Here is a 23,971-nt window from a genome sequence, read left to right on the forward strand (position 1 = left end):
CAATAAGGCTGAATTCTGATGAAATTAAAATACAGTCACGTGTCTCATCTGGAGTTAAGCTCATAAATGTGGACGACGATGATCTTGTTGTTGCAGCATCCGTGCTTTGACATAAATATCTTAATTAATATGATTTTTAATTTTTTAAATATTCCTATTACCTAATAAATAAAAACCAACAATGTACTATTTTGGATAATGTCATATTCTGTATTAATATTTAAATTCCAATAATTATATATTAAAGAATGTTTCCTTTTCTAATGTTTTCTATTAATTTCACAACATTATCAAAATATGAGGACTCTATAAAGAACTCAAAGCCGTCCCTGGAAATCATTAACTGCGATATTTTAATGTAATTCAGTGCGACCATCTTTAAAAATGCCTGAACAGCTTCATCTTCATCTATGCCATTTTCTATTATTATATTTATTTCTATATATTCACCGTACTGTTTGATATTGCTTCCTGAAACATTTTTTAAGTCTTTTGTCATAACCCAGATAATTCCATTGTCAGGCATAATTCGAATTGCCCTGGAAACAGGAACATATTTTTTAATATTTTCTATTGTAAAATCACATGAAATTAAATACAAACCTGTAATTATTTCTATTTTCATCGCTTTAAATGGATTACGTTTTGAATTTTGATTTGAATGGTATATTTTTCTCAATATAGTTGAAATAGTGTTAACTTTGGGTAAATAGCCATATCTCCTGTTTACCTCTTTCTGAATAAATCTTGAAATTGAATTGTAATTTGCCATGCCGGTATTTATCATCCATACATAGGCTTTCATATCATCAAGGACTTTAAAAACATCTTCAGTGATATTTCCCTTTTTAGGGACTTTTACGTAATGTTCTGATAAATTCCTGTCCATCCATTTATTAATCATATTTTTGTATTTAATATGTTTGTTTTGAATAATTTTATATGAATACGATAAACAATTAGTCACTGTAAGAGATTGAATGCTTAAATTTATATTAAAATATATTTTTTAAGATTAAATATATAAAATAATCTCAAATAGGACTAATTTATATATAATAATCCAATTTACTATATATGTACATTTCAATAATAGAATTTATTTTTCTTGGAATAATTGTTGGCTCCCTTACGGGGATTCTGGGATCCAGCGGAGTTGTTGCAGTTGTTCCTGCATTGATTATAATCAATTCAGTTGTACCACAGTATGCTATCGGTACAAGCCTGTTGATTGACGTAATCACATCTGCAATTGTTGCATTTATATATTATAAAAACGGCAAAGTCGATATCAAAAAAGGCATGCCCATGATAATAGGTGCTATTATTGGCTCCCAGATTGGAGTACGAATTGCCTTTTCTATTCCCCCGGATTATATAAAATATGCCTTTGCAGTATTTATTTTACTTACCGGTATATACAGTTTATTAAAGAAAAAAGATTTGCAAAATAAGAAGGCAGTAAACCTGAATTATCTTGAAATCATAGGAATTACAATTCCAGTAGGTCTGGCTACCGGTATAGTGGGAGCGAGCGGTGGCATTATGTTTTTGATAATATCCTTAATTGTCCTGAAACTGGATATAAAAACTGCTGTTGGCACAGCCACATTTTCCATGACGATTTCAGCACTCTCAGGCTCACTGGGTTATTTGGTCTTCGGCAAGATTCTGTTGTTTGCATCTGTAATAATTGGTGTGGTTTCCATAATTTCCGGATATTATTTTGCCAAAATTGGAAACCGGCTGAAACCAGAAAACACGCGTAAAATTTTGGGAATAACATTTATCCTGATAGGCGCAGTTCAATTAATATTATAGGTGATTAAAATGAACAAAAAATGGGTTATATTGATAATAATGAGCATATCGGAACTTATGGTAATGAGCCTGTGGTTCAGTGCCTCTGCAATTGCCCCGCAACTTGCAGTAACCTGGAAGATTCGTGGAGCCGATGTTATAGTGGTTACATTAATGGTCCAGATAGGTTTTGTATTCGGTTCCCTATTAAGTGCATCTATAGGGCTGGCGGATCTTATTAATCCGAGATATTTATTTACTTTATCTGCTATATTATCTGCTTTTATGAATATACTTTTTGTGGTAATGTACCACTATTTTGTGATTGAGCTTATATTAATGTTTTTAACAGGTGCATTGATGGCAGGGATATATCCAGTATCTGTAATGGTTGTATCTGCATGGTTTCCCCGTGGAAAAGGGCTGGCAATAGGCATTGTTATAGCCGGGCTCACACTTGGCACTGCGCTTCCCCATGCAATATTAAGCCTTCCATTTATACGTCACTGGCAATATTTAATGGAATTTTCATCTTTACTTTCCGTTATTGGGGGGATACTGGTATACAGTGTGCTTAAGAATTATAGCAAAAAAATAAAAGCCAATAAATTCGAATTTAAGATGGTGGGCAGGATAATAAGAAATAAATCCTTGATGAAAGCCAATACAGGATATTTTGGCCATATGTGGGAGCTCTATGCAATGTGGGCATGGATGCCAGTATTTCTCATATCAAGTTTCTCATTTTATTATTCAGGAAGGTCACTTTTGTACATAGCCGGGATTTCAAGCTTTGCAATTATCGGAATGTCTGGAGTTGTAGGTTCAATACTTGGCGGAATAATTTCTGACAGAATAGGAAGAACGTTCTCCACTTCCATCTATATGGGAATCAGTGGAACTCTCTCAATATTAATAGGTTTTACTTATGGCTATATACCAGTTATTACCATAATCGCAGGTATTGTCTGGGGGATAACAGTTATAGCAGATTCTGCGCAATTTTCGACGGCAGTTACGGAACTTGCAGATGAAAGTATAAGAGGAAGTGCCTTAACATTTCAAATGGCAATTGGATTTCTGATTACGATAGCTTCAATATATTTAATAGGAGTTATAAAAGAAATGTATGGATGGCACTGGGCATTTTCCATATTATCTCTGGGACCTGCAATTGGCATAATAGCAATGTTATCTCTCAGGAAAGACCATGATGCATACCTTATGTGTAATGGTTTGAAATAAACATTTTTTAACAATTTCATAGCTATGTTATAGTATATACTATTAACACAGTGCCTGAATATAATATTCGGGCACAATATTATGTAAAACATTTATGCCAAATCAATTGTTAGATCACTATAGTTTTTCTGCACACATATTGGCAAATAACACCTATCAGGAACCAAATGATGCACGTTAATTGAACGAAAAGGATATCCCATAAATCAGGAATCATATGTAGAGAAGTTGTAATTTTACTTTCATATGAAGAATGGAAAGATTATTGCCAGGTTCCAATTAATCCTGTGACAGTATTTAATTTACATTTATTCTTTATTTTACAATCTCAAATACATTATAAAGATATTACATCGCAGTTCACTCATATTGTTATGTAAAAATATAAAAAAATATCAAATCAAGACCCAGTGAGGCAGGATATCGCATATAATAAAAATAAATATCTTCAAAATATTTGGGGAATAAATTATGAAATCTCTTTTCCTATATTATTATAAAGAATTTCAATATTTTTTAAAATATCCTTCTCCTTTAGATTAAATTTATCGTATTCGGCAATTTCGAAATATGCTATTTTTGTTTTATTATTTTCTTCATATATTAATAATTTCAATGGCAATTCAAGTCCCATAAAACGTGAATCCTGCATTAATAATGTTCCTGCTTTTGGATTTCCAAAAACAAGCAATACTGTATTTTCTAAATTTAAACCTGCCTTATGAGCAGCTTCTGCATGATCGATGGTGCATAATATTTTAAAATCTTTACTTTCCAGATAGTTTTTCAGCACTTTAATGGTTTCTTCGAAATTATACTTGCTTTGTTTAGATATTATCTTTTCCATAGTAGTAAATAAAAATATACTATTTAATTAATTCTATAATCTGGACAATTCACTTTAAAAAATGGTTCAAGGAAATGAATAATAAATGGCTTTTCGGCATTTATATTTTACAGTATTAATCATACTGGCATTATATACAATTTAACAGGAAAAACAATTGCCAATTTATATCTATGAAAATAGAATTGTTCTGGGCAGGGAATTCAAAGAAAAATATGAACATAAACATAAATCAATTTGCCAATCCTGTAAATGGCCTGGTGGACAGAACATAAATAGATATAAAAAGCAGTGATATTATGAAACTATAATAGCATCATAAAAAATTAATTTGTTTCAAGATAATTATTTCGAAGATGAACATAAGAAGTTTTATAAAATACATTGGAATTAACAATAATGGAAGTTTCTCTTGTTGGTTTGGGGCACATAGGAAAGGCTGTTGTTGGTATTTTAAATGAAAATCATGAATATTTTAAAAGCAAATTTGGTGCAGATATAAAGGTTATTTCAGTATCAGATTCAAAAACCACTATTTATGACAAAAACGGGCTTAATCTGGATAAAGTTTTAATGTACAAAGAAAGAAAAGAACTGGATGAACTTGGTGATTCAATAAAGAGAGACGAAATTTATTCTTTAAATTCTCATATAATAGTGGATATGTCACCTGCAACAAAGGATGGCATGGAAGGAATGCAGATGTATCAAAAGTCCTTTGAAAGTGGGAAGCATATAGTAACTTCAAACAAGGCTCCTCTTGCACTGCACTGGAAAGAAATTATGGAATCTTCAATTAAAAACAAGAAAAAAATATTGTACGAATCTGCTGTTGGTGGGGGAGTTCCTCTTTTTAACCTGAATAAATATTCACTGAAATCATCCAAACTTCTTGAATTTAAAGGTCAGGTAAGTTCAACAATTAATTATGTCCTCAATCAATTAATAGCAGGTGTTGATTTTAAAGAAGCAATTAAAACCGCACAGAATATGGGAATCGCAGAAACAGATTACCATGACGATACCAATGGCATGGATGGGGCCAGAAAAACTGTTATAATAGCCAATGCCCTTCTCGGCCGTGACTATACATTAAAAGACGTTGAATATGAGGGAATAGAAAATCTGGATAACCTTAATTATATGAAAAACTCTGGTGAAATATATAGAGTTCTTTCACATATTACAACGGATTCAAAGCCTGTGGTTGAATCAAAAATATTTACTATAAAGCAAAACGATTCATTTGCTTCCATGGATGCATTATCAATGGGCTATCTGGAACAAACAGACAATAATGACGATTTAACTGTATTCGAAAAACATGACGGCCCACTGGAAACAGCAGCTCAGGTTGTAAATGATATACTATTATTATCATAAATTTTAAATGAATATAAAAAACGCTCCAAGTATTCCAGTAAATAAAAAGAATATAAACCACATAATTATTTCTGCTATTGCAAGAATAAAGCTTCTTCCAAGGCTAATATTATATATTGAACTGTACGCATATAAAAGAATCAAAAGTGTTAAAAGGAATGAAATAAGATTGCCAAAGGCAGCAAGTGGCGCAAACATGAAATGGAGAACAAATGCAATAAATATGATTATTATTGCAGTTATTATTGTGGCTGCTATGGCATTCCCAAAATTGGCAGTCCTTTTATTGACAACTACAATTGATGCAAAGTACATGGGCAACGATAGCAGTATTATCGCAATGATAACCCCAATAATGGCTAATAATAGAAACATAGCACAGTATGCAAAAATAAGCTATTAAATATTTTTATTAAACTATATTTACTAACGGAAAATCTCGACATCAGGTTCTGTGAATAGCTGAACTATAACAATATTTCAGAGATTATTCTCCTGTTCCTCACTTCCTAAATCTTTTATAAATAAATGGAATCATATAAAAACAACTTGATTGTATAATAATTTAAAGAAATATGTCATCACCAGTGAAGTCACCTGAAAAATCAATTATATCCTGATTTTTAATTTTTTGAGTCTTATATTTTGTTTTAATTTCTGCTTCAAGTGAATTAAAGAAGTAGCAAAAATATAGATTTTTGATCACTGCTTGATTTTTTATAATCTGCAATTCTACTTTCCTGTAAATGTTATTTTTTGTATATACACCTAAGAATTGAAATTTAGCCTTTTTAAAGGTTTTATTGATTGCAAGTTGTTTTTGAATTTTATTATTAATATTATTATTGTTTACATGTAACGCTTTATAATTTTTTTTATATCAGCATAGAAAATTGTAACAATTTTTATATTTATTAAATCCAAGTATATATTTTTTAGAACTTTATATACATTTTATTTGCCAGTTTTAACTTTAATTAAAACTTTATATTCAGTATTTGGTCTTATAAAGTTATTAATTACGGCAGTTTCACTATTTTTAAATTCCTTATTATGCTTCAATTAGACGATTTTATTCGCATCAAAGCAGTTTATCTCCTTTTGAGCAAAGCCGTTATTTAGCATTATATTTTTTATAAAAAACGCATCGTATTTCCCTTCAACTAAATAGATAATCTTATGCAAGTTATATTCCTCTTAAATCAAGCATTAAGTCGCTCATTGAGTTATAAGCTTCCTTGTAATTTATTTTACTAATTACAACTTCATCATCGATTTTATTCAGTTTTAATATAGATAAATTCTCCTTAAGAAAATTATAATATTCATCTGGAAAATTTTCGGTTTCTAAAAATCCATGTATCAAATCAATGCTGTGTGTAGTGATGTATAATTGTATATTAGATAATTTTGAAATATATACAAGATATCTAATAAATTCGTTAATATATCCAGGATGCATATGTACTTCCGGCTCCTCCATTAAAATCACACTGTTTTCTGGCTGATTATAGATATTAAGCAATAGCCCATTAAGGACTTTAAATCCATCTCCCATAGTATTTATGCTAACATCTTCCGGAATGCCGGATAATACAAGTTTGTAAAAATTAAATCTTTTTAGATTGGGACCAAGGTTATCTTCTTTAATAATTTCCTCCATTTTTAACGCCAAACTTTCCTTATTCTGATCATTCCTGATATTATTACTAAAGTTTTTACCATCTAGTATATTTAAAGGATTTCTTATAAAGGTTATATTTTATTTATGTTTTATGTTTGTTGTGGTTAAATTTTGACGGCGGGCATTCATGATTCAGAAATAACATGCAAATACACTCTTAAATCATTTTTTTTATCTCTAATATCAAGAACTTTATCTATTAATTTAATAATGAAATCTTTATATTTTTGACTGTAAATAATTGTATTTTTGCCGTCTCGTTTGATCTCTAAACAGGAATTAACTATATTATTTTGTTTCTCAGAATCAATTAATTTTTCTATCATGCTATTGTCACTGAGATACATTTCTATTATTTTGTTAACCTCTTTATCACGCATTAAAAACTTGTTTGTTTCTTTTAAATTTTCAGCTATATCTTGAACTTTGTGTTTTTTCATAATTTCAAGTTTTGGGATATTAAATGAAAGACTGGTTATTCCGTTCATCATCTGTTAACATTAAGGAAATTTTACCTTTATTATTCAGGTAATAATTAATAATTACAGATGGTGACATATCTTCAGAATCATATTCTTTTAAAATATCATTATTGAAAGTAAAGGAAATAGCCTCTAACAAAGATGTTTTTCCAGTATTATTTTTTCCAATGATCACATGAATTTTATCTGGATTAAAGTTAATATCTTGGAGTGCTTTGAATCCCGATATAGAAATCTTGCTGATATTCATATAAAGACATTTATTTTTTATTTATAAATAATTATATTGGTTATCAATTTTACAGCAAATTACTTACACTACCTTAACAGATTTTTTATCAAGCAACAAAGTAATATAATGCCCTTCAATTATAAAATATGAAAGCATCGATTATTGGAGCAGGCACAGTGGGGAAATCCATAGCAGAAGGCATAAAAAACGATTTTGAAGTTTCGCTCAGTTCAGGATCTTTTGAAAAACTTGAAAAATGGAATAATGGAAGGTTCAAAATATTCGACAATAATGTTGACAATGCAAAATACGGCGATGTTATCCTTTTAACGATAAAGCCAGGAATATCTGACTCTGTAATGGAAGAAATTAAGGATGCAGCAAAAGGCAAGCTGGTAATATCTTTTATGGCCGGTGTAACTCTTAATCATATTCAGGAGAAACTCAAAAATTCAATGGTAGCCCGTGGAATGCCAAGCATACCAATGCTTGTTCAGAAATCCGTCACAGCATACAGTTACAGGGAACTTGATAAAGAACATATTAATGTTTTAATAAAGGTTCTAAAAGGTTTTGGTTCTGCAATTGCAATCGACGAGGCTTATATGGATGCAGTAACCGGGTTGAGCGGCAGTGGGCCAGCTTATGTAGCCGTCATGGCAGATTCCATGATAAATGCAGGCATACTTGCAGGCATACCAAAGCAACAGGCACGGGAACTTGTAATAGACACATTCATAAATACAATGGCTTTAATGAAAGAAAAAGGGCTTTCTGCATCAGCTCTGAGAGATGAAGTAATGACTCCTGGTGGAACCACTGTTGCAGGATTATACGAAATGGAAAAGGCCAACACAAGAATAGGGATTATGAATGCAGTACTGGGTTCATATAGAAGATCACAGGAGCTGAGCAGGAATTCAAAAAATTAAATTTATTGAAATATTATTATAGTTTTACTCCATTATTTTACATGGAAACTGTTATCGACGCTACCAGGCTATTGCCAGGGGCCATAGCAACAAGAATATTATGTGATGCAGGATATAACATAATAAAACTGGAAGACACTGAAAAAGGAGACTATATGGATGAATTGTCCACAGGTGCCAGCAATTTTTTGAACCATGGCAAGAAAAGCATAAGCATAAACATGAAAATGGAGGAGGGCAGAAATATATTTTATAAAATCATTAAAAATGCATCTGTGTTTATTGAAAATTTTAAGGCTGGCATAACGGAAAGGCTTGGCATAAATTATGAAAAACTAATTGTAATCAATCCTGAACTTGTGTATTGTTCCATAAAAGGATATAGAAGCGATCCGGAACTTCCCGGGCATGATAATAATTTTACAGCCCTGTCAGGAATTGATCATGTACTTCCAGTTCAAATAGCAGATACGGGTTCAGGCATGTATGCTGCCTTTGAAATAGTTGATCATCTGAAAAATAAGGATTATTCTAAAATCACAGTTTATATGTCCGATATTCCATTATTATTCAATTCTTTTAGCTTATTCGCAGAAAATAACACATTAAATGGTGAATTCCCGAATTACAGAATTTATAACACGGAAAATGGAAAAATAGCACTTGGATGTGTTGAGCAGAAATTCTGGGATAATTTTTTAATGGCAATTAAAAGGCCAGATTTGAGTACAGGAAGGCTTGATCCTAAAATCAATTCTACTATTGAAAATATGTTACTATGCTATAAATCCGAACAAATAATAGAAATGGGAAGAAAATATTGTTTTCCAGTTTCAAGGATAAGAAACAGAAATGAAATCATTCATGAACTAAATTTTGGGGAATCCCCGAAACATGGTGAGAATACATTTGAAATTCTTAAAAATAATGGTTACAGCAAAATTGAAATTGAAAATTTTAAAAAAAATAAGGCTATAAAATAATTACATATCTTCCTGACCGAAGCCCATTATAAGAAGCACAAAGCCTACAAAGGCAAAGAAGAAGGATACCCAGCTTCCAATCTGATTAGGCCCTATATTTGCGTTGTATCTTGTAAACATATTATAGTCCAGAAATGTAGGAATAGAAATTATAAGAAATACAATACCTGTTACTATCATGTACTTCGAGCTTTTTTTCATTTTATCAAATGTTTCTTTTATCATATTAAAGCCACCCCTATTACAGCAAATGTAAATATATACAATATTACTGGAGCTATTACGGTCCTTGTAGATATTTTTCCATTTTTGGATCTGTTATGCATGAGTGATACGGCGAAAAGTATTATAGATAATATTACCAGCACAAGAGTTATGGCAAGCAAACCTTCTTCATATACGCCAAAGTTTCCGAATACCGGGGATATCATCTGAAATGGCTTTTCATTGTACATTGCTCCTATTGGCTTTATTAAAACCGCATATAAAATAAACGGCACACTACCAAACAGGTAAATTATCATCGAATAATAGTATAGATATATAGATTTTTTATCCATTTTAAACCCTCGCTTTTATTGTTCTCTGCAGCATCAAAAATATTATGGCGGCAAACAGAAACAGATTTATTACCAGCGTTATAGCCCACGCACTTTCATACCTGAATGGATGAACCTGTGTGAAATACCACATTACAGGATCAACCACAACAAGCTGAATTATTCCAATCAAATAAATTATATTAGTTGTTTTCACTTAACTCACCATCCCTTTTTGCAAATCTCATGGCATATACAGTAATGAACGATATGAAGGTTATAGACCACCATAAATCCATTGTCATCAACCTTGTCTGGCTTAATCCCGGTTGTGAATATCCCCAGACAGTCATTACAGAAAGCCCTATCAGGAGGAATATCCCAAATGCAGTAATCCACGGCCTTTCGAGAACGCCTTTATTGTGGTATCTGTCTATAAATGGAAGTATAAGTATGAATATCAGCATTCCAATAATTAGTGGAACACCACCAGTACTCAATCCAAATCCTGCAACATCCATTAATTTGTATACCGGAGTTATATACCAGTCAGGCACCGGAAAAGTTCCATAGGCCAGCGAACCATAAGCAAGAGTCAATTGTTGTGGGAATACTGCAGATATTATAAGTATAACACCAACCATAACTATTCCAGAAAAGGCTGCATACAGTAAATTTGTAGGAAACCATGGTATCATTTCGCCTTTTTTTGGCTTCTCGCTTGCCAGACCTGACCTTTCAAACAGCATGAAATGCACTCCAAATATTGCAAGCATCAATACAGAGAATACTGCAACGTGAAGAGCAAGCAGATGTGAAAACAGTGCAGGAGTAGTATAATTTCCAACGAGTATTGCCTCAAGCCAGTTTATGAGTACACCTGGAAGTATCCTGCCAAGAACACTTCTCTGCATAAACAGTATGCCTATATGGACAGCTGCCATTGCTATTGCAGTGTTTGCAAGCATGTACCCAAGTATTGCTGTAAATATCGTAAGCAGGAACAATACAACTCCAAGTATCCACTGAAGCCATCTCCATTTGCCTTTATATGAACCTACAAACCACTGCCTCATCATATGAAAATATACGAGCCCTATCATGGCATATGCCATATATAGATGTGATGTCAATATTATTGCACCAAAAGGCACATCAGATATGATATACAGCGTTGAATGATACGGGTCAACCTGGCTGTAATAAAAGAACAGTACAATTCCAGACACTATCTGATAAATCAGTGCTGTTGCAACCCATGCTCCGGTCCATTCATCCAGCTTATATCCTCTGCTTGTTACTGATTTGAATCCCAGCTTATACGACCCGTCTGGCAAATCCTTCTCTTCCTTCATTAGATCGGTTATATTATAATTGTTAGTTTCAGCTTTTTCCATTTAATTCACCTATGAGCTATTGTTTGATGTACTGCCTGAAAAGCTACCTTTCCATGTTCCTTCGTTGCTTACTACTGTTGTTCTGTAAAGTATTATCCCGGAACTGTTGCTGTTTAATCCAAGTGAAGACGTTGTAAGCGGAGTATAATTTGGTGAACTGATTGATGTAATATCTCCTGTTTGCATTGTAGAAGGGTACACTGTCGGTGTTCTTGATGTCCTTATTGCTGTTCCGCCCGTTAAATCCTCACTCTTTACCTGAGACCCATACGTTTCACCGCCAGGAAACTGGAGATGTGTCCTTATAACAGCGTTAGTAGAATTTATTCCATATGCATATATGCGGTTGCTGCTATCTGTTGCAAGCATAATCTGTGGCAATGAATGGTTTGCCGGGCTTGATGCTGGCCCATTATTGTAAAGGTTCCTTCCTCCCCATAAAGGATTGTACTGGCTTCCATGGCATTTGCAGTATATTAAGCCGTAGTCAGGCCACTGTGCCGGTGTCCCGGGTGCATTTGCCTGATATCCTATAAGTTTCGATTCAAAAGGTATGCTTTTTCCTGGATGGTAGTCAAGAAAAGGCGGAACACAGCCAAGGTGCTGACAAATTCCACTAACTGCAAGAATAGAATAATTTATCCCGTTATAATTTGTATAAATTATTCCATCCATCGGTGCATTACTTGATGGCGATACCGGAGCATAACCAGAAGAAGGGCTTGTCTTGGGTGTTGTAACTTTAACTCCTTTAAGAACTATCAAGAAATTCGGTTCATCCTGAAGTGGATAATTGAATACAAGTATTGGAGAAGATGTTGAACTAGGGCTTGCAGCAGCGTAATTAATTACATCTGTTGTTGTTATTCTGGTTCCACTTGGGTCTTCAAGAGCTGCCAAAGGAAAATTATCCATTACCGGTACGCCCCGGTCCTTTGGAACTACATATCGCTCCATAGATAGGCCTCCAATCATAAGAGCCGCAATGGAGAGGCCAGCCCCCTTAAGGAATGCTCTCTTCTCCGGCTCAGGAATATAGTTTTTATCACTTGCCATGAATGTTTATATTTTTTACTTCTAAATGTTTATTGAATTTTGTGAATATGTTCAATCAAAAGATAACCTATTTTTAATATTGTGTTAATAATGAATTAGTGATATTGAATGTTTGATTCGTATATGGATATATTGATAATTGTTGTAGTTGCCCTGATTATTTTTGGAGGGACAAAGAAGATTCCGGAAATGGCAAGGAACCTTGGAAAGGCTACAGGTGAATTTAAAAAAGGGCAGAGAGAAATAGAGGATGAATTAAAAAATGGTACCAGTTCCACCAATAATGTGAATAAAGATCAAATAAACTATATGAAAATAGCAGAGGACCTTAATATTGACATAAAGGACAAAACAATAGATCAGATTATAGGGGAAATAAACACAAAACTGGGAAAAGAGCCTGCCAAAGAAACAGTAGCAGCAGAAATGAAACAAAATTAATATGGAAAACGAATTACTGAATTATCTGGTAAAATATTCCGATGAAATAAGATACAGATTAATAAAAATACTGGAAGTTTTTGGAATTCTTTTTGGAATATTCGTCATATTCAGAATACAGTATATATCCTTATTTGGTTACCATTTCCTGTTTCTTTATCCTGATCCATTTGACAACATAGGAGCACAGGTACTATTTTTGCTCAAAGCACATACACTTACAAGCAGTACCACACTTCTGGTTTTAAAACCTGTTGACGGCGTCATGGCAGATTTTTATACATGCATGGCGATTTCTCTAATCATATCGATGCCTGTAATAATATTTGAAGTTTCAAAATTTATAGATCCAGCCTTGAAAAACAGCGAAAAGGAACTTTTAAGATCTATTATCATTCCCGCATCTTTGCTTTTTTTTGCTGGTGCTTTTGTTGGAATATATTTTATAGCTCCAATTCTATTCAGGGTTTTCGCCGATTTTGACATTGGAGTCGGTGCTGACGTTACAATGGGGATATCAAGCTTTGTTTCTTTCATTTTCATGTATACAATTGCATTTGGCCTTTCCTTCGAAATTCCTGTATTTATGGTGGGGCTGAGCAGATTTGGAATAGTAACCGCAGAAACATGGAAGAAGAACTGGAGGTATGCAGTTTTAGGTTCACTGATATATGGCATGATATTTTCCCCAGGAGTTACTGGATTCACAATGGTCGTGATAGCAATACCGATGATAGCACTGTATTTCGCTGGCATACATTTTGCAGTTAAAGCTGAGAAAAAATTGGAAACCGAAAATACATATTCAAACAGCGCTGACCAGTGATAATCCTTTAACTTCAATTTTTTTATTGAAAGAACTTTTTAATTTTACATTCTGCCTTTCTTTATCAATAGAATAATAAACATCATCTGCTATTTCAATTTTTACAGGATATTCTGCTTTAAAAGAATTTTTGAGTATATAATTATCTACAATAGTGCAAACTGTTTTTTTGATCAACGGACACATATTATCAGTGCATGCACCCTGAACAGAAACAATTGAAATAGATATTACCTTATTTCCTGTTAAGTTTATAATTTTTTCATCAATATCCAGTGTGCCTTTTCCGATCTGAATTTTCATATACTATTATATACAATTATTATTAATATATTTCCTAATATTCTAAAAATTTTTAATTGAAAAAACAGGCATTATGCTTATATAATACATATGTATTTATTAAATATGCATAATAATATGAGTGTGAATGAATCAAGAGTTCTTAGAATACTTATGGAAAACTCCAATATGCCAGTTTCAGAAATATCTAAAACGTTGCTTTTAAACAGAAATACTGTAGCAAAAATTATCGGAAAGTTGAATGAGAATTACATTGAAAAATATACAGTTAGATTAAAAGAACAGAGCAACAGCCTTTATATTATAGTTGAGACCAGCAATATCGAGGAACTTGATATGGATCAGGTAATTGAATATTATAAACTGAATAATGGAAACTATTTTGTTGTAATGAATAAAAATGCATTATCTGATAATATAATATATAAAAACATCAACATAGCAAATAAGAGAGTTTTAAATAATTCACTGGAGAAGATCGATATATACTGCGATTACTGCAATGGCATAGTTGTAGGAAAACCTCATATTCTTGAGAATCATGGAGAAAAACTTTATTTTTGCTGTGATACATGCAAGGATGCCTACATTGAAAATAATTATGCCAGAAAATGATTAATTTTTTAGTCAATTTGCACGGTAAATTGTTATATAGCCTTCAGGGATTAAGCAACTATGGCAACAGATCCAGTATGTGGAATGAAAGGAAAAAAAGAAATAGAAAGCGAATACAACGGAAAAAAATATTATTTTTGCAGGGAAGGATGCAAGGCCGAATTTGAAAAGAATCCAGTCAAATATGTAAGGTAAAATTATGCCAACAGACGCTGTTTGCGGAATGTATGTTTCCAGTGATTCAAAAATATATTCAGATAAAGACGGAACAAGATATTACTTTTGTTCACAGGGCTGCAAGGATAAATTTGATGAGCCTGATTCTGAAAGCAAAAACCTCAAATTAAAATTAATAGTTGCATGGCCATTTTCAACTGCTATTATGGTACTTGATTATATTTTTATTTTTCCATTAAAGAACTATGTTTTACTGTTATTAGTTCTGCCAGTGCAGTTTTATGCAGGCCTTGATTTTTATAAAGGTGCATATGCTGCATTAAAAAATAAAATGGGAAATATGGATCTTTTAATCAGCCTCGGCACACTTACCGCGTTTTTCTTTTCGGTTGTAATTACTATTAGCCCCAATTTATTCCCTGTGCATTACACATATTATGATGCATCAGCATTTATCATAACACTGATAATGACCGGCAGCTATATAGAAAGCCTGACAAAGAAAAAAGCAAACTCATCAGCAAATGCACTGCTTTCATTAATTCCTGACCATGTGCATCTGGTAAATGATGGAAATGTAGTGGATAGCCCAATTGATAAACTAATACCTGGAAATATCATTCAGGTAAGGCCTGGAGAAAATATACCTGCAGATGGAATGGTAATTGACGGCACCTCAGAGGTTGATGAATCGATGATAACCGGAGAATCTGAACCGGCACTTAAAATGGCAGGATCAGGCATTACAGCAGGAACACTAAACATAAATGGAATTATTATAGCAAAAGTGACTGCCGCAGGAAAGAATTCTACTGTTAGCAAAATATATTCTATGATTCAGATGGCATCAATGGGAAGAGCCAAAATACAGAAAATAGCCGATATTTTTTCATCCTATTTCGTTCCTATTGTGCTTGCAGCAGCAGCATCATCTGCAATATTCTGGTATTTATATTTAAGATCTTTAAGCAATCCGCTTTACTTTATAATTTCAATTCTGGTATTCGTTTCTGTAGTGGTAATAGCATGCCCATGTGCTATAGGGCTTGCCGCCCCAATTACGCTTTTAATCTCATCCAATGAATCATCAAGGAATGGAATAGTAATAAAAAACTCCAGCTCAATAGACCGATTATCCAAAATCGATACTGTAATTTTTGACAAAACTGGAACAATTACAGATAATAGGCCAGAGGTTATGAATTTTCGAACCGTTGGCGACAAAAATTTGGCCATATCGCTTCTGTACTCTCTTGAAGCAGGATCAAACCATCCAGTTGCACAGGCAATAGTTGAATACTTAAAAAATATGAACCCTGAAAAGCTTTCAATTTCTGAATATAAAGAAATACCTGGAATCGGAGTAACTGGCAAATACAATGGGAAAACTGTAGAAGCAAGGCGTGTTGGAGGCCATATATCTCTATTAGTCGATGGCGTGGAATTTGCTTTGCTGGATACAAAGAATACAATAAGGAACGGCGTGGAAGAAGACATTAAAATCTTATTAAAAAACAATATTAATGTACTGATAGTGACAGGTGATGCAGAAGAAAATACAACAGAGCTGGCAAAGCAATTAGGAATAAAAGAATATTACTGTTCAGTTAAGCCTGAAGGAAAAGCAGAAATAGTCAAGGAACAGCAAAATAAGGGCAGATATGTGCTGTTTGCCGGTGACGGCATAAATGATACAATTGCCATGCAAACTGCAGATGTTGGCGTTGCTATGGCTTCAGGTTCAGATATAGCCACAGCAAGTGGAGATATAATATTGCTGAACAACGATTTAAAAAATATTATGGGCAGCATACTTATTGGAAAATATACAATTAAAAAGATAAAGCAAAACGTAGGATGGGCAATAGGATATAACTCTGCACTGATTCCGGTTGCAGCCGGCGTTCTCGTGCCTCTTCTTGGTCTTGGCATATATTATGTTTTGCCCATATTTGCTGCACTTGCAATGGGTTTGAGTTCAACCACAGTGGTATTGAATTCATTGCGCCTGAAAAAACACATGGAAAGTGGAATACGCGCCTTATCTCAGTAATCAGTTAAATTTATAAGTATATAATGTATCATTAATTATGGAACTCAGAGTCATAGGAATTTCTGAAGGGCGCAGAATACCGGATAAATACACATGCAGAGGCAAAAATATATCGCCAAAAATAGAAATACAGGACAGAAACGAAGAGGGTTATTATTTTATAATTATGAATGATCCGGATGCACCTTCCGGCCTTTTCACTCACTGGATTTTGTATAATATTCCTGCCGGTTCAGCAATACTTGAAGAAAATATAGAAAAAAAGGAAATAACTGAAGATGGCTATTACCAGGGAATAAATGATTTTGGAGAGCCCGGATATGGTGGCCCATGCCCGCCAAAAGGTGATGGAGACCATAGATACTTTATTAAGATATATAGAACGAAGGAAGCAGTCAGCAGGAAAAAAATAGATGCTGAAAATGCATATGCAATTCTGGCTCAACTAACTCCAGAAGCGGAATTTTATGCGATTTTTAGCAGAGAATAACAATTTATTCCATTTCCTCCAGTGCAGTTAAAAGTGCTGCATATGCTTCGGGGAAATCTTCTCCTGTTATGCATACTCTTAAATATGGCCCAGAGATGCCGAAATATTTGGAAGGGATGGCTATTATTCCCTTTTTTGCAAGTTCTTCGCTTATATAATCAGAATTTTTGCCTGTATAGTAAGAGTAATCCACAAATGATACAGGCAGTTTAAGTGGATCCATGCCATTATAAAATTTTAGTTTGCTTTTATCTTTTATGAGAACTCTATGATTTTGGTTTATAATATTTTTGACATTTCCAAGCAGTTCATCATGCTTTTTCAAGATTTCATATCCAATGGAAACATTAAAAGTTGATACATCCTCGGTTATAAGGCCTTTAAATCCCTCAATCTTCATTGCTTCTTCTTTATCCGGAGCAATTATATATCCAAGCCTGAGGTCACCGCCGCCATAGACCTTTGTGAATGTATTTACAATATATCCATTTTCATATCTGTAATTGCTTAAATTATCAACAAATTCCATGAACGTTTCATCTATAATGCATGTAAAATATTCGGGCAATTTAGAAATTGTGCCTGTGGGATTATTGGGATTGCTGGCAACAAATACTTCATTGCCATTTTTATATCCAAATATTTTCGGAGTCTTATAAATCATTTCATATTCTGGCCTGTTAACATTGAAAGTGTTATATTTCGACCTTAAATGATAAAGAACCATTGAAAAGGCTTCAGTGGCCCCGTGAGTAAGCACAACATTTTCAGCTTCAGTGTTATGAAGTCCTGCTATTTCTTGCTTAAGATCATTTTCATGACCTGGCACAGCCCTGCTAAAATACGCCTTTATATCAAAAACATTTGACATTCCACTGTGGGAAAGTTCATATTTTCCATGATGCATATTAAGCCAGTTTATTGTTTCACATTCCATAATAGTGAATTGTTTATCAGTTATATTAATTTAGAGTTATTTACATTAAATTATCCTTCCTTTTCCGTAACAATTTAAGTAATTTGCTGTAATCATATACTATGTCCAGTAAAAAATATATCTATTATGGAATCATTTCCGGCTTCGTTGCAGCAATATTCGAAGCAATCATGTTTTATATATTCGATTTTATTGTTTTCCTGCCTCCCGGTTATCAGTTCACAGCAATAGGTGAAAGGGTTCTTGGCATCTCAGGTTCTTATGGTACATTATATGGCATTTTATTGCATTTTCTTGTAGGAACAGTGGTTGGGATGTTTGCAGCCATAATATCATATTATGTAATTGCATTGAGAATCAAAAATATGGGAACAGGTATTGGAATAGGCATATTGGCAGGCTTTTTAATACTTATATTATTTAGTTTGCCTGTAAATATATTTTTGCTTCATCTATATGTATATGAGAAATATTATCTTCCATCTACCTTTTTTTATTATACCATGCATGTATTCTTCGGCGCAGTCTGGGGAATATTCCTTGGTTATTTTATAACCCATGGGAGGCACAATAACTGAATCATGTTTGATCCAAAATATGGATTTAGAATAACTATATATAAGAAAACACATCAAAATTATAAAATTAAGATTAATGAGAGTCCATGAAAATCCCATTTTATATTAAAGATCAATTCAAACTTTGAAAAATTCATATAATTTTATTAACCATTATCACTTTAATATCTTTTAATTTCCATCAAATGTCATTAATTAGTGAAGTCGGTTTAAATTATAATCGAATGCATATATTTTTATTCAATATTGCAATTATATAATATGGAGATAAGTGAGAAAATAGCTGGAGAAATTACAGTATCAGATATGCCAGGAACAACAATTAAAAAATGGCGTGAAGAATTTGGCATTTCTCAAATGGAATTGTCAAAGTTCATGAATGTTTCGCCATCTGTAATAAGTGATTATGAATCCGGAAGGAGAAAATCTCCAGGGGCCACGTCGATAAAAAAGATAGTGAATGCACTGATAAAAATAGATGAATCAAGAGGAGGGCATTTATTAAGGAGATACAATAGTGGAATACCTTCCGATGCTCTTCTTGATATAAAAGATTATGACCACGACATTGAGTTAAGGTATATTATGGCAAAAATACATGGGACTTCATGTTCTACCGCAGATCTTAAAAGGAACATAAGAGGATATACAATGATAGATGGAATAAAAGCAATACTTAAATTTTCATATGCCGAATATACAAAATTATATGGCTGGTCAAGCCAGAGAATTATATTCATTACCGATGTTTCATTCGGCAGAAGTCCGATGATCGCAATCAGGGCACATCCACTGAAGCCAGCTGCAGTTGTATATATTAAACCTGGAAATGTTGATGAACTCGCAATTAAACTTTCAGAAATTGAAAATATCCCACTTATAAGGACCGATATGGATCATAAAGATATATCAGAAGTCATGAACAGGTTAAGATGAAAATATTTTATTTAAATACCAGTCAACATTGAATGGAATAATATCTTCCATGTTCTGGCCTATGCCTACAAAAATTACAGGTTTTTTAATTCCTGCAGAAATGCTGATTATTGAACCGCCTCGAGCATCAGTATCAAGTTTTGTAACGATTACTGCATCATAGCTTATTTCACTGGAAAACGTGTTTGCCTGGTCTATTACATCCTGCCCAATCATGGCGTCAAGAACAAGTATTGTAAGGTCAGGTTTTGCAACACGCTTGATTTTTTTCATTTCATCAAGCAGATTTTTATTTGTGTGCATTCTCCCTGCCGAGTCTATAAGGACATAATCAAGCTTTCTTGCCCTGGCATGGTCTATTGCATCAAATGCAACGGATGCCGGGTCACTTTTAAAGTCGTGCTTTATGATTTCAACACCAACATTATTTGCCAGTATATTTAGCTGATCAATAGCACCGGCACGGAAAGTATCAGCCGCAGCCAGTACGACTTTTTGGCCATGATTTTTAAGGTAATATGCCATTTTTCCTATTGTTGTTGTTTTGCCAGTTCCATTAATGCCCAGGAATAATATAACAAACGGTTTTTTTTCAACAGATAAAATATCAATTGCATTTGAATTATTGGCATTTATAATCTGTTTGATTACATCTTTTAATTCCGATTCAACAGAGGCATAATCAATTTTTCTTTTTACTTTGCCAAGATTTGATTTTAAATTATTAATAATCTGCTCTGTGGCATCGAAGCTAACATCAGCCTCAAGAAGTGTTTCTTCAATTGTATTTTCCAGTTCATCCCTTTTTATCGTTTTTTCTGGTTCTTCCTTTTTATAATCTGCTTTACTGGCAACTGTTTTATCGGTTTCAGGAATATCGCTTTTTGAAAATATATCGGAGAATTTCTTTTTAAGCTTGTCAAACATTATTTATTTCCTTCCTGGTTTCTCTGCAATGAATAAACAATTGCATCGTAATTATTCTGGGCTGTTTGCTTTTGCCTGATTAAATTATTGTATGTATCCTGCAGGCTCTTCATATTGTCTTCCAGGCGCTTGATTGTTTTTTGCTTCTCCTCTTCAATAAATACGCTGGAGCCTACAGGCACTATAATTTTTTCTGTATCCAGAGTAGCCTTTGAAAATAATCCTGATCCAATAGATATTTTCATATCTGTAGAATTTTTATAATCATTGTCTTTTAGCAGACTTAGAGTTTCAGTAGATTCTTCTAATGTTTTACCTAAAAGATTTGTTCTGGAATCTATATTCTCTATTAAGTTTTTTAAATATTCAAGCTGTTCCATTAATTCATTTTCTCCTGCCATTTACATACCACCAAATTTTTCCCTGTTTTTAATAAGGGATTCTATAACTGGTATAGGTTCACCGGATAAATAATTTATCAGGGCACCGCCACCTGTTGAAATATATCCTATGGATTTTGAAAGCCCAAATTCATTAATGGCATTTACTGTATGCCCGCCTCCAACAATTTTTGTAGCAGTGGCCTGTGAAATTTCATTAAATATTTCTCTGGTTCCGAATGAGTAATCATTTATTTCGTACATGCCCATTGGCCCATTTAGAAATATATTCTTTGCATTCTCGATTAATTTACTGAATATTTTTATGGAATTAAGGCCTATATCGGCAAGCAATTCATTATCCGGAATGTCTTCATCGATTTTCCATTCTTTTAAAGATGGGTTAAGCACAAAATCTTCCGGAAGAAAAATATGATCTTTATATGATGACAATAATGATTTGCATTCTGCCAGCAATAATTTATAATTATTGTCCTGCTTTTGAATAAATTCTTTATTTTTCTTTCCAATTTCGATTCCAGATGCCCAGAGGAATATATTTGCTGCCACACCTCCATATATTATATTGTCCACAATATGTTTTTCCAGAAAAGGCCTTGAAGCTTTTATTGCATCAGATATTTTAGCGCCGCCCATTATTGCAAGCTTTGGATGAACCTTTGAATTTTTAAATTTTTCAATATTCCCTATTTCATTTTCCATAAGCCTTCCTGCTATATTTGGTGCAGCGTTTTGAAACCCTGTCAGTGTGGTCTGTGCCCTGTGTATTGCCGGAAAAGCATCTATAATATAATAATCAAACAGTTTTGACAGCTGTTTTACAATATATGTGTTTTCCTGTTCTGCATCAATATTTTTTATCAGAAGTTCTTCACTGTAAAATCTTGAGTTTTCCAGCATTATAATATCTCCATCCTTCATTTCTTTTATGGCTCTTTCTGGTTGTGCTCCTATCATTGAATCTACAAATTTTACTTCCCTCCCAAGAAGCCTGCCCATGTGCCGGGCATGCTGTTTCAAACTTACAAAATCACTGTCCCCAGGCCTTCCCTGATGGGCTACAATAACAACCTTTGAATCGTTAAGTTCATGTATCGTATCTAGATAATGCCTGAATCTTGAATCATCAACAATTTCACCTGTTATTGGATTCAATGGAGAATTTATGTCTATTCTTAAATATACTCTTTTTCCCTTGAATTCAAAATCGTCCATTGTATAAAACGGAAAATTACCCATACAAGATAATGAATAAGTTGTATATGATTATTTTTTTATTTTTATATTATTTCATTGCTCTTATTATCAGCTATGAGACATATTATTATAATATGGCAATATTTCTTTATATGTATATTCCACGTGAATTTAAAATTGACGATATGAAAAAGATTCTTGATTTTATCGATAAAAATAACTTTGGAATGCTTTTGAGTATTTATAAGGATGAAATATACAATACTCAAATACCATTATTGCTTGATAATTCTGAAAATAACCTAACTCTTAAAGGGCACATGGCCAGGGCAAATATGCAGTGGTATCATGCAAAAAATAAGAATGTAGCTGTTTTATTTACTGGCCCACACCATTATATCTCACCTTTATGGTATAAGGATCGGGACTCTGTGCCAACATGGGACTATATGACTGTGCGCCTTGATGGGATTCTAGAGATCATGAATTCCGAAGAAACTCAAGAATTTTTGCTTGAACTTTCAAAATTTTATGATCAGAAATGGGCAGTCCAGGGAAACGATAAAAGAGATTATTATGCTAAAATGGTTTTGCAGATTGTTGCATTTAGAATTAAAATAAACAAAATTACCTGCAAGTACAAACTGAGCCAGAACCGCCCAGAAGATATGGAGAACATAATAATCAATCTTCAGAATATTGGTGATGAAGATGCAAGGCTCATTGCACATTACATGAAAGGCGAAATAAGAAAATAACTTTTTATACCGTTTTATGATTAAGAACCCAGGGTTTGTGGGGTAGTATGGTATCCTTCCAGCTTCGGGAGTTGGAGACTCCGGTCCAAATCCGGGCAGACCCAATAACAGTTATGTTAAATTTATTTTATTCAGGGCTGAAATGTAAAGGTTTTCACTGTTAAATAGCAATTAAATTTTTTGATATTAAACTGATAATAAAATAATATGGCAAGTTCCGTGAATCAATTATCGGGTATATATTTAATTAGAATAGATTATTATATTGAGAAATCTAACATGAGCTTTTAAACCAATGAAATGTGCTTAAATATCAATGGTAATTGAGAATCAGTTTATAATTTTGTATGATATATTGTCCGGATCATGATAGATTGAACAGGCACAATTCAAATATTTTTCAGTTTTATCGGCTGCCTTTTCTCCTTAATTGTCTATTTTACACTGTTGTCATTTACTGGAAATATTATTACTCATCTTAACATAATGGTGTAATATATATAAATTTAACTATATATATTTTTATTATATCACTAAGTACAATGGTAAACATGTTCACATAAAATCGTTATAATATATCAATCAATAATGTCTCTATAACAATTGTTAAATAGTATTATAATGTATATTTAATATGGAAAAAACTTTGCCGATGGACGAAAAATATAATGCCCATATGTCCAAATATTTTACGGAATATGAGAAATCATTAAAAGAGCCTGACGAATTCTGGAAAGAAAAAGCGAAAATTA

Annotated in this window: 30 protein-coding genes and 1 tRNA gene; 16 read left to right on the forward strand and 15 right to left on the reverse strand. The window is 33.0% G+C overall.

Going from position 1 to position 23,971, the window contains the following annotated elements; genetic code table 11:
- Nucleotides 1-241: 241 nt before the first annotated feature.
- Nucleotides 242-904, reverse strand: a complete 663-nt coding sequence (locus tag WKI77_RS04590) for a hypothetical protein (protein WP_337860649.1) — start codon at nucleotides 902-904, stop codon at nucleotides 242-244.
- A 173-nt stretch (nucleotides 905-1,077) separates the two neighbouring features.
- On the opposite strand from WKI77_RS04590, the gene WKI77_RS04595 reads away from it, so the two are divergent.
- On the forward strand, nucleotides 1,078-1,821 hold the full coding sequence (locus tag WKI77_RS04595; protein WP_337860650.1) for a sulfite exporter TauE/SafE family protein: 744 nt from the start codon (nucleotides 1,078-1,080) through the stop codon (nucleotides 1,819-1,821).
- Nucleotides 1,822-1,830: 9 nt separating this feature from the next.
- Complete coding sequence (locus WKI77_RS04600) at nucleotides 1,831-3,045, forward strand: MFS transporter (RefSeq protein ID WP_337860651.1); 1,215 nt, start codon at nucleotides 1,831-1,833, stop codon at nucleotides 3,043-3,045.
- 469 nt (nucleotides 3,046-3,514) lie between these two features.
- Here the strand turns inward: WKI77_RS04600 and WKI77_RS04605 are convergent, their stop codons facing one another.
- A complete protein-coding gene (locus WKI77_RS04605; RefSeq protein ID WP_337860652.1) occupies nucleotides 3,515-3,892 on the reverse strand; it encodes a DUF302 domain-containing protein in 378 nt (125 codons plus the stop codon).
- Nucleotides 3,893-4,291: 399 nt separating this feature from the next.
- Here WKI77_RS04605 and WKI77_RS04610 point away from each other — a divergent pair, with 399 nt between their 5' ends.
- Together WKI77_RS04610 and WKI77_RS04615 are read left to right on the forward strand one after the other, a co-directional pair.
- Nucleotides 4,292-5,275, forward strand: a complete 984-nt coding sequence (locus WKI77_RS04610; RefSeq protein WP_337860653.1) for a homoserine dehydrogenase — start codon at nucleotides 4,292-4,294, stop codon at nucleotides 5,273-5,275.
- A gap of 7 nt (nucleotides 5,276-5,282) precedes the next feature.
- The gene (locus WKI77_RS04615; protein WP_337860654.1) at nucleotides 5,283-5,678 is read left to right on the forward strand and encodes a hypothetical protein; all 396 of its coding nucleotides are present in this window, start codon (nucleotides 5,283-5,285) and stop codon (nucleotides 5,676-5,678) included.
- Between the two features lie 783 nt (nucleotides 5,679-6,461).
- On the opposite strand, the gene WKI77_RS04620 is transcribed toward WKI77_RS04615, so the two are convergent.
- From WKI77_RS04620 to WKI77_RS04630, 3 genes are all read right to left on the reverse strand, one after another.
- Nucleotides 6,462-6,938: an AAA family ATPase gene (locus tag WKI77_RS04620; RefSeq protein WP_337860655.1), complete on the reverse strand. Its 477-nt coding sequence runs from the start codon at nucleotides 6,936-6,938 to the stop codon at nucleotides 6,462-6,464.
- 146 nt (nucleotides 6,939-7,084) lie between these two features.
- Complete coding sequence (locus tag WKI77_RS04625) at nucleotides 7,085-7,447, reverse strand: hypothetical protein (RefSeq protein WP_337860656.1); 363 nt, start codon at nucleotides 7,445-7,447, stop codon at nucleotides 7,085-7,087.
- A complete protein-coding gene (locus WKI77_RS04630; RefSeq protein WP_337860657.1) occupies nucleotides 7,419-7,691 on the reverse strand; it encodes an AAA family ATPase in 273 nt (90 codons plus the stop codon). Before WKI77_RS04630 ends, WKI77_RS04625 begins: the two co-directional genes overlap by 29 nt.
- 128 nt (nucleotides 7,692-7,819) lie before the next feature.
- On the opposite strand from WKI77_RS04630, the gene proC reads away from it, so the two are divergent.
- Nucleotides 7,820-8,605 (forward strand): pyrroline-5-carboxylate reductase, encoded by a 786-nt coding sequence (gene proC / locus WKI77_RS04635; protein ID WP_337860658.1) that lies wholly within the window; start codon nucleotides 7,820-7,822, stop codon nucleotides 8,603-8,605.
- A 41-nt stretch (nucleotides 8,606-8,646) separates the two neighbouring features.
- A complete protein-coding gene (locus tag WKI77_RS04640) occupies nucleotides 8,647-9,588 on the forward strand; it encodes a CoA transferase (protein ID WP_337860659.1) in 942 nt (313 codons plus the stop codon).
- Here WKI77_RS04640 and WKI77_RS04645 read toward each other — a convergent pair whose 3' ends face one another.
- From WKI77_RS04645 to WKI77_RS04665, 5 genes are read right to left on the reverse strand one after another with little or no spacing between them, the layout of a single operon-like run.
- Nucleotides 9,589-9,813 carry a hypothetical protein gene (locus tag WKI77_RS04645; protein WP_337860660.1) on the reverse strand — a complete coding sequence of 75 codons (225 nt, stop codon included), beginning with the start codon at nucleotides 9,811-9,813 and terminating at the stop codon, nucleotides 9,589-9,591.
- A complete protein-coding gene (locus WKI77_RS04650) occupies nucleotides 9,810-10,148 on the reverse strand; it encodes a hypothetical protein (protein WP_337860661.1) in 339 nt (112 codons plus the stop codon). Before WKI77_RS04650 ends, WKI77_RS04645 begins: the two co-directional genes overlap by 4 nt.
- Nucleotide 10,149: 1 nt before the next feature.
- A complete protein-coding gene (locus WKI77_RS04655; protein ID WP_337860662.1) occupies nucleotides 10,150-10,344 on the reverse strand; it encodes a hypothetical protein in 195 nt (64 codons plus the stop codon).
- Nucleotides 10,331-11,524: a cytochrome bc complex cytochrome b subunit gene (locus WKI77_RS04660; protein ID WP_337860663.1), complete on the reverse strand. Its 1,194-nt coding sequence runs from the start codon at nucleotides 11,522-11,524 to the stop codon at nucleotides 10,331-10,333. Before WKI77_RS04660 ends, WKI77_RS04655 begins: the two co-directional genes overlap by 14 nt.
- A gap of 9 nt (nucleotides 11,525-11,533) precedes the next feature.
- Nucleotides 11,534-12,580: a ubiquinol-cytochrome c reductase iron-sulfur subunit gene (locus tag WKI77_RS04665; RefSeq protein ID WP_337860664.1), complete on the reverse strand. Its 1,047-nt coding sequence runs from the start codon at nucleotides 12,578-12,580 to the stop codon at nucleotides 11,534-11,536.
- 108 nt (nucleotides 12,581-12,688) lie between these two features.
- On the opposite strand from WKI77_RS04665, the gene WKI77_RS04670 reads away from it, so the two are divergent.
- Nucleotides 12,689-13,021: a twin-arginine translocase TatA/TatE family subunit gene (locus tag WKI77_RS04670; protein WP_337860665.1), complete on the forward strand. Its 333-nt coding sequence runs from the start codon at nucleotides 12,689-12,691 to the stop codon at nucleotides 13,019-13,021.
- A 1-nt stretch (nucleotide 13,022) separates the two neighbouring features.
- Nucleotides 13,023-13,847, forward strand: a complete 825-nt coding sequence (locus WKI77_RS04675) for a twin-arginine translocase subunit TatC (protein WP_337860666.1) — start codon at nucleotides 13,023-13,025, stop codon at nucleotides 13,845-13,847.
- Here the strand turns inward: WKI77_RS04675 and WKI77_RS04680 are convergent.
- Nucleotides 13,827-14,150: a hypothetical protein gene (locus WKI77_RS04680; protein ID WP_337860667.1), complete on the reverse strand. Its 324-nt coding sequence runs from the start codon at nucleotides 14,148-14,150 to the stop codon at nucleotides 13,827-13,829. The two genes, WKI77_RS04675 and WKI77_RS04680, sit on opposite strands and share 21 nt — an antisense overlap.
- Before the next feature lie 117 nt (nucleotides 14,151-14,267).
- Here WKI77_RS04680 and WKI77_RS04685 point away from each other — a divergent pair, with 117 nt between their 5' ends.
- The 4 genes from WKI77_RS04685 to WKI77_RS04700 are packed head-to-tail and all read left to right on the forward strand — an operon-like array spanning nucleotide 14,268 to nucleotide 17,485.
- Entirely contained in the window at nucleotides 14,268-14,765 is a 498-nt protein-coding gene (locus WKI77_RS04685; protein WP_337860668.1) for a TRASH domain-containing protein, read from the forward strand.
- Nucleotides 14,766-14,825: 60 nt separating this feature from the next.
- Nucleotides 14,826-14,960: a YHS domain-containing protein gene (locus WKI77_RS04690; protein WP_337860669.1), complete on the forward strand. Its 135-nt coding sequence runs from the start codon at nucleotides 14,826-14,828 to the stop codon at nucleotides 14,958-14,960.
- 4 nt (nucleotides 14,961-14,964) lie between these two features.
- Nucleotides 14,965-16,995: a heavy metal translocating P-type ATPase gene (locus WKI77_RS04695; protein WP_337860670.1), complete on the forward strand. Its 2,031-nt coding sequence runs from the start codon at nucleotides 14,965-14,967 to the stop codon at nucleotides 16,993-16,995.
- A gap of 37 nt (nucleotides 16,996-17,032) precedes the next feature.
- A complete protein-coding gene (locus tag WKI77_RS04700; protein WP_337860671.1) occupies nucleotides 17,033-17,485 on the forward strand; it encodes a YbhB/YbcL family Raf kinase inhibitor-like protein in 453 nt (150 codons plus the stop codon).
- Between the two features lie 4 nt (nucleotides 17,486-17,489).
- On the opposite strand, the gene WKI77_RS04705 is transcribed toward WKI77_RS04700, so the two are convergent.
- Entirely contained in the window at nucleotides 17,490-18,422 is a 933-nt protein-coding gene (locus WKI77_RS04705; RefSeq protein ID WP_337860672.1) for a pyridoxal phosphate-dependent aminotransferase, read from the reverse strand.
- 101 nt (nucleotides 18,423-18,523) lie between these two features.
- Between WKI77_RS04705 and WKI77_RS04710 the strand changes: the two genes are divergently transcribed.
- Nucleotides 18,524-19,000, forward strand: coding sequence for a hypothetical protein (locus tag WKI77_RS04710; RefSeq protein ID WP_337860673.1), 477 nt, complete (start codon nucleotides 18,524-18,526; stop codon nucleotides 18,998-19,000).
- A gap of 261 nt (nucleotides 19,001-19,261) precedes the next feature.
- Nucleotides 19,262-19,936: a helix-turn-helix domain-containing protein gene (locus tag WKI77_RS04715; RefSeq protein ID WP_337860674.1), complete on the forward strand. Its 675-nt coding sequence runs from the start codon at nucleotides 19,262-19,264 to the stop codon at nucleotides 19,934-19,936.
- Here WKI77_RS04715 and ftsY read toward each other — a convergent pair.
- Genes ftsY through pgk form a run of 3 tightly spaced genes read right to left on the reverse strand, consistent with a single transcriptional unit; the run spans nucleotide 19,928 to nucleotide 22,503 of the window.
- On the reverse strand, nucleotides 19,928-20,863 hold the full coding sequence (gene ftsY, locus WKI77_RS04720; RefSeq protein ID WP_337860675.1) for a signal recognition particle-docking protein FtsY: 936 nt from the start codon (nucleotides 20,861-20,863) through the stop codon (nucleotides 19,928-19,930). The two genes, WKI77_RS04715 and ftsY, sit on opposite strands and share 9 nt — an antisense overlap.
- Complete coding sequence (gene pfdA / locus WKI77_RS04725; RefSeq protein ID WP_337860676.1) at nucleotides 20,863-21,264, reverse strand: prefoldin subunit alpha; 402 nt, start codon at nucleotides 21,262-21,264, stop codon at nucleotides 20,863-20,865. The genes ftsY and pfdA overlap by 1 nt, the downstream gene beginning before the upstream one ends.
- Nucleotides 21,265-22,503: a phosphoglycerate kinase gene (gene pgk / locus WKI77_RS04730; protein ID WP_337860677.1), complete on the reverse strand. Its 1,239-nt coding sequence runs from the start codon at nucleotides 22,501-22,503 to the stop codon at nucleotides 21,265-21,267.
- Between the two features lie 110 nt (nucleotides 22,504-22,613).
- Between pgk and WKI77_RS04735 the strand changes: the two genes are divergently transcribed.
- Both WKI77_RS04735 and WKI77_RS04740 read left to right on the forward strand, forming a co-directional pair.
- Nucleotides 22,614-23,219, forward strand: a complete 606-nt coding sequence (locus WKI77_RS04735) for an FMN-binding negative transcriptional regulator (RefSeq protein WP_337860678.1) — start codon at nucleotides 22,614-22,616, stop codon at nucleotides 23,217-23,219.
- Between the two features lie 31 nt (nucleotides 23,220-23,250).
- Nucleotides 23,251-23,323 (forward strand) — tRNA-Pro (locus tag WKI77_RS04740).
- Nucleotides 23,324-23,971 lie beyond the last annotated feature (648 nt).

This window comes from Ferroplasma sp. (genome assembly GCF_037442045.1).
In the GTDB taxonomy this organism is placed as follows: Archaea; Thermoplasmatota; Thermoplasmata; order Thermoplasmatales; family Thermoplasmataceae; genus Ferroplasma.

Excerpts from the sequence above, each read along its gene's own strand:
- WKI77_RS04625 (WP_337860656.1), bottom strand. The coding sequence starts at position 7,447 with ATGAACGGAATAACCAGTCTTTCATTTAATATCCCAAAACTTGAAATT.
- WKI77_RS04695 (WP_337860670.1), top strand. The coding sequence starts at position 14,965 with ATGCCAACAGACGCTGTTTGCGGAATGTATGTTTCCAGTGATTCAAAA.
- WKI77_RS04685 (WP_337860668.1), top strand. The coding sequence starts at position 14,268 with ATGAGTGTGAATGAATCAAGAGTTCTTAGAATACTTATGGAAAACTCC.
- WKI77_RS04630 (WP_337860657.1), bottom strand. The coding sequence starts at position 7,691 with ATGAATATCAGCAAGATTTCTATATCGGGATTCAAAGCACTCCAAGAT.
- WKI77_RS04670 (WP_337860665.1), top strand. The coding sequence starts at position 12,689 with ATGTTTGATTCGTATATGGATATATTGATAATTGTTGTAGTTGCCCTG.
- pgk (WP_337860677.1), bottom strand. The coding sequence starts at position 22,503 with ATGGGTAATTTTCCGTTTTATACAATGGACGATTTTGAATTCAAGGGA.
- WKI77_RS04640 (WP_337860659.1), top strand. The coding sequence starts at position 8,647 with ATGGAAACTGTTATCGACGCTACCAGGCTATTGCCAGGGGCCATAGCA.
- WKI77_RS04680 (WP_337860667.1), bottom strand. The coding sequence starts at position 14,150 with ATGAAAATTCAGATCGGAAAAGGCACACTGGATATTGATGAAAAAATT.
- WKI77_RS04710 (WP_337860673.1), top strand. The coding sequence starts at position 18,524 with ATGTCCAGTAAAAAATATATCTATTATGGAATCATTTCCGGCTTCGTT.
- WKI77_RS04610 (WP_337860653.1), top strand. The coding sequence starts at position 4,292 with ATGGAAGTTTCTCTTGTTGGTTTGGGGCACATAGGAAAGGCTGTTGTT.
- WKI77_RS04645 (WP_337860660.1), bottom strand. The coding sequence starts at position 9,813 with ATGATAAAAGAAACATTTGATAAAATGAAAAAAAGCTCGAAGTACATG.
- WKI77_RS04705 (WP_337860672.1), bottom strand. The coding sequence starts at position 18,422 with ATGGAATGTGAAACAATAAACTGGCTTAATATGCATCATGGAAAATAT.
- WKI77_RS04715 (WP_337860674.1), top strand. The coding sequence starts at position 19,262 with ATGGAGATAAGTGAGAAAATAGCTGGAGAAATTACAGTATCAGATATG.
- WKI77_RS04615 (WP_337860654.1), top strand. The coding sequence starts at position 5,283 with ATGAATATAAAAAACGCTCCAAGTATTCCAGTAAATAAAAAGAATATA.
- WKI77_RS04660 (WP_337860663.1), bottom strand. The coding sequence starts at position 11,524 with ATGGAAAAAGCTGAAACTAACAATTATAATATAACCGATCTAATGAAG.
- WKI77_RS04590 (WP_337860649.1), bottom strand. The coding sequence starts at position 904 with ATGATTAATAAATGGATGGACAGGAATTTATCAGAACATTACGTAAAA.
- WKI77_RS04650 (WP_337860661.1), bottom strand. The coding sequence starts at position 10,148 with ATGGATAAAAAATCTATATATCTATACTATTATTCGATGATAATTTAC.
- WKI77_RS04675 (WP_337860666.1), top strand. The coding sequence starts at position 13,023 with ATGGAAAACGAATTACTGAATTATCTGGTAAAATATTCCGATGAAATA.
- WKI77_RS04620 (WP_337860655.1), bottom strand. The coding sequence starts at position 6,938 with ATGGAGGAAATTATTAAAGAAGATAACCTTGGTCCCAATCTAAAAAGA.
- WKI77_RS04700 (WP_337860671.1), top strand. The coding sequence starts at position 17,033 with ATGGAACTCAGAGTCATAGGAATTTCTGAAGGGCGCAGAATACCGGAT.
- WKI77_RS04690 (WP_337860669.1), top strand. The coding sequence starts at position 14,826 with ATGGCAACAGATCCAGTATGTGGAATGAAAGGAAAAAAAGAAATAGAA.
- WKI77_RS04600 (WP_337860651.1), top strand. The coding sequence starts at position 1,831 with ATGAACAAAAAATGGGTTATATTGATAATAATGAGCATATCGGAACTT.
- WKI77_RS04595 (WP_337860650.1), top strand. The coding sequence starts at position 1,078 with ATGTACATTTCAATAATAGAATTTATTTTTCTTGGAATAATTGTTGGC.
- proC (WP_337860658.1), top strand. The coding sequence starts at position 7,820 with ATGAAAGCATCGATTATTGGAGCAGGCACAGTGGGGAAATCCATAGCA.
- WKI77_RS04735 (WP_337860678.1), top strand. The coding sequence starts at position 22,614 with ATGTATATTCCACGTGAATTTAAAATTGACGATATGAAAAAGATTCTT.
- ftsY (WP_337860675.1), bottom strand. The coding sequence starts at position 20,863 with ATGTTTGACAAGCTTAAAAAGAAATTCTCCGATATATTTTCAAAAAGC.
- WKI77_RS04605 (WP_337860652.1), bottom strand. The coding sequence starts at position 3,892 with ATGGAAAAGATAATATCTAAACAAAGCAAGTATAATTTCGAAGAAACC.
- WKI77_RS04665 (WP_337860664.1), bottom strand. The coding sequence starts at position 12,580 with ATGGCAAGTGATAAAAACTATATTCCTGAGCCGGAGAAGAGAGCATTC.
- pfdA (WP_337860676.1), bottom strand. The coding sequence starts at position 21,264 with ATGGCAGGAGAAAATGAATTAATGGAACAGCTTGAATATTTAAAAAAC.